This window comes from Pectobacterium wasabiae CFBP 3304 (assembly GCF_001742185.1).
In the GTDB taxonomy this organism is placed as follows: domain Bacteria; phylum Pseudomonadota; class Gammaproteobacteria; order Enterobacterales; family Enterobacteriaceae; genus Pectobacterium; species Pectobacterium wasabiae.
On the sequence record NZ_CP015750.1, the window covers coordinates 2,541,559 to 2,555,610 of the forward strand.

Sequence of the window (14,052 nt, forward strand, 5' to 3'; positions counted from 1 at the left end):
GATTTATCATGGCAAAAGAATTCAGCCGCACCCAGCGCGTTGCGCAGGAAATGCAAAAAGAAATCGCCATTATCATTCAACGTGAAGTGAAAGATCCGCGCATTGGCATGGCGACCGTATCCGGAGTGGAAGTTTCTCGCGATCTGGCCTATGCCAAGGTTTTTGTGACCTTCCTGAATGATAACGAGCCAGAGCAAGTTAAAATCGCGGTGAAAGCACTGCAAGATGCGTCTGGCTTTATCCGTATGATGATTGGCAAGGCAATGCGCTTGCGTGTTGTTCCAGAATTAACCTTCTCCTATGACAACTCATTGGTTGAAGGGATGAGAATGTCCAATCTGGTGACTAATGTGGTCAGAAATGATACGGAACGACGTTCTGTTACGGGCGAAGATCAGGAGGATTAATGAGTCGTCCTCGTCGCCGTGGCCGTGATGTACACGGCGTATTGTTATTAGATAAGCCGCAAGGCGTGTCGTCTAATGATGTTTTGCAGAAAGTAAAACGGATTTTTAACGCTAACAGAGCGGGCCATACGGGGGCGTTGGATCCATTAGCAACCGGTATGCTGCCGATTTGTCTTGGGGAAGCGACAAAGTTTTCCCAATATTTGCTGGATTCTGATAAACGCTACCGTGTCATTGCTCGCCTTGGGCAACGTACCGATACCTCTGATGCCGATGGCAACGTGATTGAAGAACGTGCGATTGGTTTTTCTGCTACGGATCTGGAGCAGGCGTTGGAGAGCTTTCGCGGCACCACGCAGCAAGTGCCATCCATGTACTCGGCGCTGAAATATCAGGGGCGCAAGCTGTATGAGTACGCACGTCAGGGGCTGACGGTTCCGCGTGAAGCACGTGAAATCACCGTTTATGAACTTCAGTTTATTCGCTGGGAAGGCGATGAGCTGGAGCTAGAGATTCACTGCTCGAAAGGGACGTACATTCGCACCATTATTGACGATCTAGGTGAAAAGCTGGGATGTGGCGCGCATGTGATTTACCTGCGTCGCTTGCAGGTTGCCAAGTACCCTACTGAAAGAATGGTGACGCTGGAGCAGCTATCGGCGTTGGTCGAGCAGGCTCAGACGCAAGAACATGCACTTTCTCTGACCCTTGACCCGCTACTGATGCCGATGGAAAGCCCGGTTATTGATTTCCCTGAAGTGAATTTGCCGCCCGTTGTTGCAGGCTATTTGAAGCTGGGGCAAGCCGTTCAGGCAGCGAATGCGCCGTTGAACGGCATGGTGAGAATCACCGAGGGCGACGCGCACAAATTTATCGGAATGGGTGAAATTGACGACGAGGGTCGCGTTGCGCCACGGCGTTTGGTCGTTGAGTTTCCGGTGTAAACCCGCCTGTTGCTGCCTTGCTATCGCAGTACGCTGAGGGTAGAATAGCGCGGCTTGACTATTGGGTGGCTGAATTAGAGATCGGCGCCTGTTTTTTTATCTATAATGTTGGAGTATTACAATGTCTCTAAGTGTTGAAGCTAAAGCTAAAATCGTAGCAGACTTCGGTCGTGGCACTAACGATAGTGGTTCTACTGAAGTTCAGGTTGCTTTGCTGACTGCGCAGATCAACCATCTGCAAGGCCACTTTTCTGAGCACAAAAAAGATCACCACAGCCGTCGTGGTCTGCTGCGTATGGTTTCTCAGCGTCGTAAGCTGCTGGACTACCTGAAGCGTAAAGATGTAGCACGTTACACCAGCCTGATTGCACGTCTGGGTCTGCGTCGCTAAGTCTTCTGAGTTTCAGTGGGAAGGGGCCTCTTTTGGCCCCTTTCTTCTAGGAAGCATCAGCAAAACAGAGTAATGTATTGTTGTTAATAGGATCTTGCATTACAGAGGTTCGCGCGGCTAATGAGAGGCTTTATCTGCATAAGCAAGATAAGGGTTGTCATTAGTCGTGAGAATGTAGTGTAAAGGTCGGGAGTTCACTGGTGCGTTTATCTTGAATACGTGTAACGTGCCCCAGCTAAGGATATTATTTTGCTGAATCCGATCGTTCGTAAGTTTCAATATGGTCAGCATACCGTCACGTTAGAGACCGGTATGATGGCACGCCAGGCTACCGCCGCTGTGATGGTAAGCATGGATGATACAGCGGTATTCGTTACCGTTGTCGGCGCTAAAAGCGCTAAACCCGGACAAAGTTTCTTCCCGTTGACGGTTAACTATCAGGAGCGTACCTACGCTGCTGGGCGTTTCCCTGGTGGTTTTTTCCGCCGTGAAGGTCGTCCAAGCGAAGGTGAAACGCTGACCTCTCGTCTGATTGACCGCCCAATTCGCCCGCTGTTCCCAGAAGGTTTCCTGAATGAAGTTCAGGTGATTGCGACCGTCGTTTCCGTTAACCCACAGGTTAACCCTGACATCGTTGCCATGATTGGTGCCTCTGCGGCGCTGAGCCTGTCTGGTATTCCATTCAACGGCCCTATCGGTGTTGCACGTGTCGGTTACCTGAATGACCAATATGTCCTGAACCCAACGATGGATGAGCTGAAAGAAAGCCGTCTGGATCTGGTGGTTGCAGGTACAGAAGGCGCGGTTCTGATGGTGGAATCCGAAGCTGAAGTGCTGAGTGAAGATCAGATGCTGGGTGCGGTAGTGTTTGGTCACGAGCAACAGCAGATCGTTATCCAGAACATCAACTCACTGGTTGCTGAAGCAGGCAAACCGAAGTGGGAATGGCATGCGCCAGAAGTTAACGTTTCTTTAGAGCAGCGTGTACAGGCTTTGTCTGAAGCACGTCTGGGTGACGCTTACCGCATCACTGAAAAACAGGAGCGTTATGCACAAGTTAACGTCATCAAATCTGATGTTGTTGCTGCGCTGCAAGCCGAAGACGAAACGCTGAATGCGGGTGATATCCAGGAAATCCTGGGTAACGTTGAGAAAAACGTCGTGCGTAGCCGCGTACTGGCTGGCGAACCGCGTATCGATGGCCGTGAAAAAGATATGATTCGCGGTCTGGATGTGCGTACTGGCGTACTGCCGCGCACCCACGGTTCTGCACTGTTCACCCGTGGCGAAACGCAGGCGTTGGTCACTGCAACGTTGGGGACTGAGCGTGATGCGCAGAATATTGACGAACTGACCGGTGAACGTACCGATCGCTTCCTGCTGCACTACAACTTCCCTCCGTACTCTGTCGGTGAAACCGGTATGGTCGGTTCGCCTAAACGTCGTGAAATTGGTCACGGTCGTCTGGCTAAGCGCGGCGTACTGGCAGTTATGCCGAAGGCAAACGAATTCCCGTACACCGTGCGTGTGGTCTCTGAAATCACGGAGTCCAATGGTTCTTCTTCCATGGCGTCTGTCTGCGGTGCTTCTCTGGCACTGATGGATGCAGGTGTACCGATCAAATCAGCCGTTGCGGGTATCGCGATGGGTCTGGTGAAAGAAGGCGACAACTTTGTTGTTCTGTCCGACATTCTGGGTGACGAAGACCACCTGGGTGATATGGACTTTAAAGTTGCTGGTAGCCGTGAAGGTATCACCGCGCTGCAAATGGATATCAAGATCGAAGGGATTACCCGTGAGATCATGCAGGTTGCTTTGAATCAAGCCAAAGGTGCGCGTTTGCACATTCTGGGTGTGATGGAGCTGGCAATCAGCACACCGCGTGGCGATATCTCCGAATTTGCACCGCGTATTCACACCATCAAAATCAGTACCGATAAGATCAAAGACGTGATCGGTAAAGGTGGTTCTGTGATCCGTGCGCTGACTGAAGAGACGGGCACGACTATTGAAATTGAAGACGATGGTACTGTGAAGATCGCTTCAACCGACGGCGAAAAAGCGAAACATGCAATTCGTCGTATTGAAGAGATCACTGCCGAAATCGAAGTCGGCCGCGTGTATCAGGGTAAAGTGACCCGCATCGTTGATTTTGGTGCTTTCGTCGCTATTGGCGGCGGCAAAGAAGGCCTGGTGCATATTTCTCAGATCGCTGACAAGCGCGTAGAGAAAGTAACTGACTATCTGCAGATGGGTCAGGAAGTGCCGGTCAAGGTTCTGGAAGTTGATCGTCAGGGCCGCGTGCGCTTAAGTATCAAAGAAGCCAATGTGCAAACTCAGGAAGCGGCAGCTCCGTCTTCTGAGGAATAACGACTGTTAGAAAACGGTCTTATGGCACCTTGCCTGATTATGGCAAGGTGCCGTGTATATCGTAAGGGTATGGATGTCCTTGCGTTGAGCGGTCCGGGACAGGATGTTCATCCAATGTTTGTCTTCGGGAGTGGGAAATGAAGCCTTTCTTGCGCTGGTGTTATGTTGCAACAGCACTCATGCTGGTAGGATGCAGCAACACGGATTGGCGTAAAGACGCAGTATTGGCGATTCCGTTACAGCCGACTTTGCAGCAGGAAGTGATCCTGGCACGCATGGAACAAATCCTTGCAAGCCGGGCATTAACCGATGATGAGCGAGCACAGCTATTATATGAGCGCGGAGTGCTGTATGATAGTCTCGGGTTACGGGCATTGGCGCGGAATGATTTTTCACAAGCGCTGACGATCCGCCCTGATATTCCAGAAGTTTTTAACTACTTGGGTATCTATTTAACGCAGGCAGGCAATTTTGATGCTGCCTATGAAGCGTTTGATTCTGTACTAGAGCTTGATCCAACTTACAATTACGCGCGTTTAAACCGTGGCATCGCTTTGTATTATGGCGGTCGCTATCTGTTAGCGCAGGATGATCTGCTGGCGTTTTATCGAGACGATCCGAATGATCCTTTCCGTTCGTTGTGGCTGTATCTTGTGGAGCGAGAAATCAATCCAGAGGCGGCCAAGATTGCGTTGAAGAAACGCTATGACGACGTAAAGAAAGGGCCTTGGGGATGGAATATTGTCGAATTCTACCTGGGTAGTATCAGTGAAAAAACACTGATGCAGCGGTTACAGGAAGAAGCTACGAATAACACTTCGCTCGCTGAGCATCTCAGTGAAACTGACTTCTATTTAGGTAAGCACTACCTAAGTCTGGGGGACAAGAACACCGCCTTGGCGCTGTTCAAGCTGACGGTTGCCAACAATGTCCATAACTTTGTTGAGCACCGCTATGCATTGTTGGAATTGGCGCTATTAGGCCAAGAGCAAGACGACCTATCAGGATCGGACCAGCAATAGCTGACGAACACGTAATCAGCCTGAAAAACTTCGGTTATCACCTTCACGGGTGAGGGCTTTTTTGTTCGCTTTTTAATCCAATTTGAGCCGGTTCACACTTTTCAATGAAAATGACTGAAAATTTTCACGACGAGTTATGTAGACTGGCCGCCATATTTAATGAGGCACGTGTACATGACTGATTTACTTATTTCTTTTTCTGATTTGGGGCTGTCTGCTCCTATTATTAATGCCCTGACCGATCTGGGCTATGAAAAACCATCGCCGATTCAGGCTGAATGTATTCCTCACCTGCTGAACGGTCGTGATGTGCTAGGTATGGCACAGACCGGCAGTGGTAAAACTGCGGCTTTTGCTCTGCCATTACTCAATAATTTAAAACCTGAGTTAAAAGCACCGCAGATGCTGGTGTTGGCTCCAACCCGTGAGCTGGCCGTTCAGGTTGCTGAAGCCTGTAATGATTTTGCTAAACATATGCACGGCGTTAACGTTGTTGCCCTGTACGGCGGCCAGCGTTATGACGTTCAACTGCGCGCTTTGCGTGGTGGGGCACAGATCGTTGTTGGTACTCCTGGTCGTCTGCTGGATCACCTGAAACGCGGTACGCTGGATCTGTCCAACCTGAGTGGTTTGGTACTGGACGAAGCAGATGAAATGCTGCGTATGGGCTTCATCGAAGATGTTGAAAACATCATGGCTCAGATCCCTGCTACGCATCAGACTGCGCTGTTCTCTGCAACCATGCCGGAAGCGATTCGCCGTATTACGCGCCGTTTCATGAAAGATCCACAGGAAGTTCGTATCCAATCAAGCGTGACTACGCGTCCAGACATCAGCCAGAGCTACTGGACGGTGCAGGGTATGCGTAAAAATGAAGCGTTGGTACGTTTCCTGGAAGCAGAAGATTTTGATGCGGCGATTATTTTCGTTCGTACCAAGAACGCAACGCTGGAAGTGGCTGAAGCGCTGGAACGCAGTGGTTACAATAGTGCAGCGCTGAACGGTGACATGAATCAGGCACTGCGTGAGCAAACGCTGGAGCGTCTGAAAGATGGTCGTCTGGATATCCTGATTGCGACCGACGTTGCGGCACGTGGTCTGGACGTTGAGCGTATCAGTCTGGTAGTGAACTACGATATCCCGATGGATGCCGAGTCTTACGTCCACCGTATTGGCCGTACCGGTCGTGCTGGTCGTGCAGGTCGTGCACTGCTGTTTGTAGAAAACCGCGAGCGTCGCCTGTTGCGCAACGTTGAACGTACAATGAAGCTGACAATTCCTGAAGTGGAATTGCCAAATGCGGAATTACTGGGACAACGTCGCTTGGCTAAGTTTGCCGCTAAAGTACAGCAGCAACTGGAAAGCAGCGATCTGGACATGTACCGCGCGCTGTTGACGAAGCTGCAACCGCAGGAAGAGCTGGATATCGAAACTCTGGCTGCCGCGCTGTTGAAAATGGCACAGGGCGAACGTCCTCTGATTCTGCCACCGGATCCAGCATTCCGCCCTCGCCGCGAATTCCGCGATCGTGATGAGTCTCGTAGTGATTCACGTGGCGATCGTCGCCGCGATCCGCGTGATTCTCGCGAAAGCCGTGACGGTGACCGTCCACAGCGTCGTGAGCGTCGTGAGTCGGGTGAGATGGAACTGTATCGTATCGAAGTGGGTCGCGATGACGGTGTTGAAGTTCGCCACATTGTTGGTGCTATCGCCAACGAAGGGGATATCAGCAGCCGCTACATTGGTAACATCAAGCTGTTCGGGTCTCACTCAACGATCGAACTGCCGAAAGGTATGCCGGGCGACCTGTTATCACACTTTACCCGCACGCGTATTCTGAACAAACCAATGAATATGCAATTGCTGGGTGATGCAGTCGCACAGCCAGAACGTCGTGGCGGTGGCCGTCCTGCTGGCGCGGGTGGCGAGCGTCGTGATGGCGCAGCTCCACGTCGCTCTTTCGGCGGTGGTGAACGCCGTGAAGGCAATGGTAATGGCGGTGAGCGTCGCGAACGTTCTTTCAATCGTGATGCTGCCCCACGTGCTCCACGTCGTCGTCCTGCTGACGCGTAAGCATATTGTTACAACAAGAAATAAAATATCGTTGTTGAGATATTTATCAACTTGACCTTTTTTGTTATAAAAACGACCCATTAATGGGTCGTTTTTTTTGCTGTAAAATATCTTTTTTTCTTCTTAAGTCATTATTAATGATGTCAGTGTATTCTTGATTAAATTTAATGAAGTAAGTTTTACTCAGCGTGGACAATGATAATTCCTATATGGTGACCTCGCTGCTGAATTCTTCGAAACGTCTAATCAATATCTTTTTACTTAAGGGATAATTTAAGTGGTTGAATATTCAAGAAATAATAAATTTAGCTGGAGTGCGCTCATTTCCTTACTGCTCTTTTTATGGTCTTTCTCTTGCGCGCTGCAATTATGGATTGTATTAAGTGGACACAGTGGGACTACGGGGTTACGAGACTCTCTACTATATAGTCTACTTTGGTTGGTCCCTTTGCTTTTCTTTCCTCAGTATACGCGCAGGATTGCTGCTGTTTTAGGTATCGTGCTATGGGTTCCTTCCGCGATCGCTATCTGTTATTACTCAATCTATAAACAGGAATTTTCACAGAGTGTCCTGTTTGTTATTTTTGAATCTAACACAACAGAAGCCACTGAGTTCCTGAGTCAGTATTTCAGTTTAAAGATGATTGCTGTGTTAGTTGCTTATACGGCAATAGTTTTTCTACTGTGGAAAAAATTACGTCCTGTTTATGTCACTACAGCAGCCAAAATAGTGGCATCTTTGCTGATTTTTTCAGTATTGTTTGCCGTACCTGTATATAAGAAATTATTTACTCAGAAAATATCTATCGAGGATACTACGGGCTACATTGCAGGTCGCATGGCAACTACCGCTCCTTGGCAATTTCTATCCAGCTATATTGAGTACCAACAGCAGTTAGAAAGCATGACCGAGATGCTACAGCAGAATGCAGCTCTCCCTCCGTTAGAGAATCTAAAAGACGTAAATGGTGATACACCACGCACCTTAGTACTGGTTATTGGTGAGTCAACCACGAGTAGCCGTATGAGCCTTTATGGTTATTCTCGCCCGACAACACCTCGCTTGGATGCATTGCATAAGACTGATCCGAATCTCATTGTGTTCAATGATGTCGTGACATCTCGGCCTTATACTATCGAAATCCTGCAACAGTCCCTGACCTTTGCGGACGAACAAAATCCGGATTTATATCTCAGTAAACCTTCAATGATGAATATGATGAAGCAAGCGGGATATAAAACATTTTGGATCACCAATCAGCAGACGATGACTAAGCGTAATACCATGTTAACGGTGTTTTCGCAGCAAACGGACAAACAGTTTTATTTGAATAACCAACGCACACAAAGTGTAAGACAATATGACGATGTCGTATTATCTCCTTTTCAAGAAGTGCTTGCGGATCCTGCTTCGAAAAAATTTATTGTCGTTCATTTATTGGGAACACATATGAACTACAAATACCGTTACCCAGATGATTTTGACAAATTCAATGGCCGTGATGGTACGCCTGCTGGTCTGACCGACAGTGAAGTCGAAGTATATAATCATTATGATAATGCAGAGTTATATAACGATTACATTGTTGATACACTGATTAAAACATTTGAAAAAAGTAAGCCAAATGGTTTTCTTGTCTATTTCTCCGATCATGGTGAAGACGTTTATGAAACACCGCCTCATAGTGTGTTAGGGCGTAACGAAGCGGCACCGACACGTGCAATGTACACTATTCCATTTATGGTTTGGATGTCACCGGAATGGCGTAAAAACCATACTACCGACTACTCTAAGTATGTTGATCGTAAGTACAGCAATGCGCACCTTATCCATACTTGGTCTGACTTGTCTGGGTTAAGCTACAATATCTTTGAGCCTGCAAAAAGTATAGTAAACCCAGATTTTAAAGAGGCGGAACGTTGGATTGGGAACCCTTATGATAAGAAAGGCTTGAGAACATTTGATAGCCTACCTACGACCGTCGATGGGAAATAAGCCATCATCCATAATTAGCTAATTTTTCTAAACACAACGTCCGGTGAAAGCCGGACGTTGTGTTTACAACGTTTCATCACAGCGTCTTCTGCACATCCATCGCTATTTCAAACGATTGCAATCGTGCCTGATGGTCAAAGATTTGACCATTGATCATCACTTCATCCGCCTGTGTTTCACGCAAAAGACTCTGTAATCCATGACGTACCTTGGCGCTATCACCGACAATCGACAGCCGTAGGGCTTGCTCTGCGCCAAATTGTTCAGCAGGTGACCCAACTGTATCGATGTTTTCTACCGGCGCGGGTAACGGCCCCGGTGTGCCACGGCGCAGGTTGATGAACTGTTGCTGCATCGAGGTGAAGAGGAAGCGTGCATCCCGATCGCTATCGGCTGCTACCACATTGACGCACACCATCGCGTAGGGCTTGGCGTGAGTGGCCGAAGGAATAAAGTTTTCGCGGTAGAGGCGGAATGCTTCCAGCAGCATATCGGGGGCGAAATGGGCGGCGAAGGCGAAAGGTAAACCCAATCTTGCCGCTAGCTGTGCGCTGTACAGACTTGATCCCAATAGCCAAATCGGAACGTGTAGACCTTGTCCCGGGACGGCCTGCACCGCCTGACCCGGCTGTGTATCAGCGAAGTAACGTTGCAGTTCCTGCACATCGCGTGGGAAATCGTCAATATCGGCATTAAGGTGACGGCGCAGCGCCATCATAGTGCGTTGATCGGTGCCGGGCGCGCGGCCTAATCCTAAATCGATACGGCCGGGATACAGTGATTCCAGCGTACCGAACTGCTCGGCGATAACGAGCGGTGAGTGGTTCGGTAACATTACGCCACCAGAACCGAGACGGATGCGCTGCGTGCCCGAGGCAAGATAGCCGAGGAGCACTGATGTCGCTGCGCTGGCGATACCGGTCATACTGTGGTGTTCCGCCAGCCAATAGCGGTGATAGCCCCATTTTTCTGTATGTTGCGCCAGATCCAGCGAACGGTGGAAGGCTTCACGCGCTGTCGCGCCTTGCGGAATCGGTGCAAGATCGAGGACGGAAAATACAGCGGATTGAGAAGATGTGGACATAATATGGCTCACTTTGTTGTTCACTGACTCCACCCATGTGGTGGATGCTAACGCCGTCAGTCAATGATGAAAGTCAGAGCAGTATGCGGGAATGTTGCAGCGCTATGTAATTCAAAAGGTGCGTTTAGCAAGGAAAGGGCGGTTGGCCGCCCTGATTGAATGTGAATTATTGAACGAGTTCTAGGCCAGCGACGCGACGCCAATAGCCGTTGCAATCAGCCTGATTTTCCAGCGTTAATGGTGCATTGCCTTGTTCGTTGGCACGAAATTTATCCAGCATTGCTGGCGTGGTGATGTCGTTTGGGGATAGCCGGACAATATCGACCAGATCCCGCATTGATGTCAGTTCGTTGCCGAGGTTGTAGCAATAGCCGCTTTGCGTCTGGATACCGTTGAGGACAAAGACCTGCTGATTTTCCTGCGACAGCATTTTCCGGCCTTGCGGATAGTTAAGGCAGCAGGTTTCGCATTCATCTTTTGGCCGATCTTCTGAACGGGCGGTGAAGCAGCGTGCGGAATAGGCTAACGGCAGATGGCCGTAGCTGAGTACTTCCACTTCAAACTGATGGCGAAAGCCAAGCTCTTCACATTGGTTCAGCAGGTTTTGCAACCAGTCACGCGAAAGCTCAACTGGCATGCACCAGCGCACCATACCTTGTTTATGCAGCACTCGTAGAGTGTACGCGTTATAGCAATTGAGCGCGTGCCCTGCGACAAAAGGCAATCCACGTTCGGCGGCGATGTTGACTGCACCCAGATCGTTTGCTTCCAGCAAGAACTCGCCATTTTCCACATAGCGCCGAAGTTCCGTCAGTTCAGACGGAGCTTGCAACAGCGCCAGCGTTGAGATGACCACCTGTTTGCCGCTGTTGGCGACCTCGCGGGCAACGTTGAACCAGTCCGCCACCTTCATCAAACGGCGCTTACTGCACACCGTTTCACCGAGATAAACGATATCGGCGCTGCTGTTTATCGTGGCTTGATAAAACGCCTCAACATCCTCTTTCGGCCAATAGTAGAGGATATTCCCTAATGCGTATTTCATGTGTCCTCCCGCTACTGCCATTTACGGTGATACGCGCCGAGCGTGGTCTGCGTGCCTTCTGCCACTGCACCTAATGCATCCATCCAGGCTTGCGTGGGTACGAATGTCTCAGGATTGGCACGGCAGCGATCGATAGCCTGTCGCCACACTTGTGTAATTTGGCTGACGTAGGCTGGGCTGCGTTGGCGACCCTCTATCTTCACGGAAGCAATATTGGCAGCCATCAGTTCAGGCAGAAGCTCCAGTGTGTTCAGGCTGGTTGGCTCTTCCAGTGCATGGTAGCGCTGCCCATCGACTAAATAGCGGCCTTTACACAACGTGGGGTAACCCGCGTTTTCATCGTCCTGATAGCGGTCGATCAGGATATTGTTCAAACGCGATTCCATGCCGTTTTCCGTCTGCTGCCAGCGTACAAACCGCGCGGGCGAGCAAGCACCCACGGTATTGGGTGATTCACCGGTCAGATAAGAAGAGAGATAACAGCGCCCTTCCGCCATGATGCACAGGCTACCGAAGGCGAAAACTTCGAGCGGCACCGGGCTGGTGCGGGCGATTTGCTTCACCTGATGAATGGATAGCACGCGCGGCAGCACGATGCGTGAAACATCGAAATGGCGATGATAGAAGCGGATTGCTTCGGTGTTTGTCGCGGAGGCTTGAACCGACACATGGCGTTCGATGTTGGGATAGCGCTCGGCGGCATACTCCAGCATCGCGAGATCGGCGAGGATCAGTACGTCGGCACCGATCTGCGCGGCCATGTCTACGGCGCGTTGCCAGCGCTGATAGCCGTCCGGGTGCGCAAACGTATTGATGGCAATATGCAGCTTACGCCGATGGCGGTGCACGTACTCACGCGCTTCTTGTAGTTTCTTATCGGTAAAATTCAGTCCGGCAAAATGACGTGCATTGGTGTCATCTTTCAGGCCGATATAGACCGCATCTGCGCCATTATCGATGGCAGCTTTCAGTGCTGGCAGATTGCCAGCGGGGCAAAGCAGTTCCATACACAATCCTTCATTAATCCTGTCGGGGCCGTAGCTGCTCGGTACGATCAATGATGTTCAGACTGATACCGTTTTTATGACGGGCGTTTTGCCAGCCACCTTGCGGGTCGTCGTAAGCGATTTTTTATCAGTCGATGAATGTTGTTAACGATTGGGAATATTAATTAACCTATCAGGTAAGGACTTTGATTTAAGGCAGTTTATGGTGCTAATCGTCGCGCAAGGACAAAATCTGTTGGGCATAATCGGATAAGCGACTAAATTATTGACATAGACCTCTGCCGCTTGCGGTGGATGTGGCAAAATGTTTGCAGATTATCTGAACAGTCAGATTGCTTTAAGAGGAGTATGCCAGTGTTGGAAAAACTACGAGCGCAGATTGTGCGTCAGGGGCCGAGCTTGTTAGGTAAGCCACTCAAGTTCACTCCCTTTGCGCTACAGCGTCAGGTTTTGGAACAGATGTTGGGCTGGCAGTTCCGTCAGGCGCTGGAAGAGGGCGATCTGGCATTTCTCGAAAGCCGCTGGCTGAAAATTGAGGTGCGTGATGTCGGCTTGCAGTGGTTTATGACGCTATGTGAGGGTCGTCTGGTGGTGAGCCACGATGAGACGGCGGATGTCAGCTTCAGTGCGGGTGCGAACGATCTGATTTTGATCGCCGCGCGTAAAGAAGATCCCGATACGCTGTTTTTCCAGCGTCGTCTGCGCATTGAGGGCGACACCGAGTTAGGTTTGTATGTGAAGAACCTGATGGATGCCATTGAACTGGAAGCTATGCCTGCGCCGCTGCGTATTGGCCTGCTGCAATTGGCGAATTTTGTTGAAGCTGGGTTACAGGAGGGCGTGGTGCAAACAACGAATCACGCGCCAGTATCATGCTAATTCGGGTCGAAATCCCCGTTGATGCCGCAGGGATCGACAGCTTATTACGTCGCTCTTTTCCTACGGGTACGGAAGCGGATCTGGTGCATCAACTGCGTGAAGATGGTTTATTAACGCTTGGTGTCGTGGCAACCGATGATGAAGGTGGCGTGGTGGGCTATGCTGCATTTAGTCCGGTACTGATCGAAGGTGAGGATCGGCAGTGGGTGGCGCTTGCGCCGGTGGTGGTAGACGACAGTCTGCGCCGACAAGGCGTGGGGGAAAAGCTGGTCTACGAAGGGCTGGATGCGCTGAATGAGTTTGGCTACACCGCTGTCGTTGTGTTGGGTGAGCCTGCGTACTACTCCCGCTTTGGTTTCGTTCCGGCGACAGAGCACCAGTTGCATTGTCGCTGGCCGGACAGCGAATCGACTTTCCAGGTCTATCCACTGGCGGATAATCAGGTTGCCGATGAAGAGTCGTCTGAAGACAAAAACGGATTTGAAGATGCGATCGGTCTGGTTGAATATGCTGAGCCGTTTAGCCGCTTTCTCTAACCGATAGCGTATCACTACAAATCGTCTGAGGCTGGTCTTGTACCAGCCTTTCTTTTTGTTTTTTGCTTAACTGCTTAATGCGATATTCTAGTTTGAGTGCATTTGAACGATCGCCCACCAGACAGTGAAACACCAGCGTCAACTCTCCTTTCCCTCGTAGCGCTTTTGCCCCTTTTCCAGCCTGATGTTGATTCAGGCGGCGGCTGACATCCGTCGTGATACCCGTGTACAGCGCCCCATTGACCGTGCGTAGCATGTACAGATACCAGTGGGAATGTTCAGCGTGTTCAGTCATGGT

14 protein-coding genes are annotated in these 14,052 nt (G+C 50.1%); 10 read left to right on the forward strand and 4 right to left on the reverse strand.

What is annotated here, in order from left to right; genetic code table 11:
* Nucleotides 1-8 precede the first annotated feature (8 nt).
* The 8 genes from rbfA (at nt 9) to cptA (ending at nt 9,203) form a co-directional block, all read left to right on the forward strand.
* On the forward strand, nt 9-407 hold the full coding sequence (gene rbfA / locus A7983_RS11545) for a 30S ribosome-binding factor RbfA (RefSeq protein WP_005971529.1): 399 nt from the start codon (nt 9-11) through the stop codon (nt 405-407).
* Entirely contained in the window at nt 407-1,351 is a 945-nt protein-coding gene (gene truB / locus A7983_RS11550) for a tRNA pseudouridine(55) synthase TruB (RefSeq protein ID WP_005971530.1), read from the forward strand. Before rbfA ends, truB begins: the two co-directional genes overlap by 1 nt.
* Before the next feature lie 121 nt (nt 1,352-1,472).
* Complete coding sequence (gene rpsO, locus A7983_RS11555) at nt 1,473-1,742, forward strand: 30S ribosomal protein S15 (protein ID WP_005971532.1); 270 nt, start codon at nt 1,473-1,475, stop codon at nt 1,740-1,742.
* A gap of 249 nt (nt 1,743-1,991) precedes the next feature.
* Complete coding sequence (gene pnp, locus A7983_RS11560) at nt 1,992-4,112, forward strand: polyribonucleotide nucleotidyltransferase (protein WP_005971534.1); 2,121 nt, start codon at nt 1,992-1,994, stop codon at nt 4,110-4,112.
* A gap of 137 nt (nt 4,113-4,249) precedes the next feature.
* Nucleotides 4,250-5,134: a lipoprotein NlpI gene (gene nlpI, locus A7983_RS11565; protein ID WP_005971537.1), complete on the forward strand. Its 885-nt coding sequence runs from the start codon at nt 4,250-4,252 to the stop codon at nt 5,132-5,134.
* A gap of 110 nt (nt 5,135-5,244) precedes the next feature.
* On the forward strand, nt 5,245-5,316 hold the full coding sequence (gene yrbN, locus A7983_RS24860) for a protein YrbN (protein WP_368858887.1): 72 nt from the start codon (nt 5,245-5,247) through the stop codon (nt 5,314-5,316).
* On the forward strand, nt 5,309-7,207 hold the full coding sequence (locus A7983_RS11570) for a DEAD/DEAH family ATP-dependent RNA helicase (protein WP_005971539.1): 1,899 nt from the start codon (nt 5,309-5,311) through the stop codon (nt 7,205-7,207). The genes yrbN and A7983_RS11570 overlap by 8 nt, the downstream gene beginning before the upstream one ends.
* Nucleotides 7,208-7,484: 277 nt before the next feature.
* Nucleotides 7,485-9,203, forward strand: coding sequence for a phosphoethanolamine transferase CptA (gene cptA / locus A7983_RS11575; RefSeq protein ID WP_005971542.1), 1,719 nt, complete (start codon nt 7,485-7,487; stop codon nt 9,201-9,203).
* A gap of 76 nt (nt 9,204-9,279) precedes the next feature.
* On the opposite strand, the gene A7983_RS11580 is transcribed toward cptA, so the two are convergent.
* From A7983_RS11580 to ubiU, 3 genes are all read right to left on the reverse strand, one after another.
* Nucleotides 9,280-10,287, reverse strand: a complete 1,008-nt coding sequence (locus A7983_RS11580) for a luciferase-like monooxygenase (RefSeq protein WP_005971544.1) — start codon at nt 10,285-10,287, stop codon at nt 9,280-9,282.
* A gap of 166 nt (nt 10,288-10,453) precedes the next feature.
* The gene (locus A7983_RS11585) at nt 10,454-11,332 is read right to left on the reverse strand and encodes a U32 family peptidase (RefSeq protein ID WP_005971546.1); all 879 of its coding nucleotides are present in this window, start codon (nt 11,330-11,332) and stop codon (nt 10,454-10,456) included.
* An 11-nt stretch (nt 11,333-11,343) separates the two neighbouring features.
* Entirely contained in the window at nt 11,344-12,339 is a 996-nt protein-coding gene (ubiU, locus tag A7983_RS11590; protein WP_005971548.1) for a ubiquinone anaerobic biosynthesis protein UbiU, read from the reverse strand.
* A gap of 354 nt (nt 12,340-12,693) precedes the next feature.
* Between ubiU and ubiT the strand changes: the two genes are divergently transcribed.
* Nucleotides 12,694-13,218, forward strand: coding sequence for a ubiquinone anaerobic biosynthesis accessory factor UbiT (gene ubiT / locus A7983_RS11595; protein WP_005971551.1), 525 nt, complete (start codon nt 12,694-12,696; stop codon nt 13,216-13,218).
* The gene (locus A7983_RS11600; RefSeq protein WP_005971554.1) at nt 13,212-13,754 is read left to right on the forward strand and encodes a GNAT family N-acetyltransferase; all 543 of its coding nucleotides are present in this window, start codon (nt 13,212-13,214) and stop codon (nt 13,752-13,754) included. Before ubiT ends, A7983_RS11600 begins: the two co-directional genes overlap by 7 nt.
* Here the strand turns inward: A7983_RS11600 and A7983_RS11605 are convergent.
* Nucleotides 13,738-14,049, reverse strand: a complete 312-nt coding sequence (locus A7983_RS11605; protein WP_005971557.1) for a GIY-YIG nuclease family protein — start codon at nt 14,047-14,049, stop codon at nt 13,738-13,740. The genes A7983_RS11600 and A7983_RS11605 overlap by 17 nt on opposite strands.
* Nucleotides 14,050-14,052 lie beyond the last annotated feature (3 nt).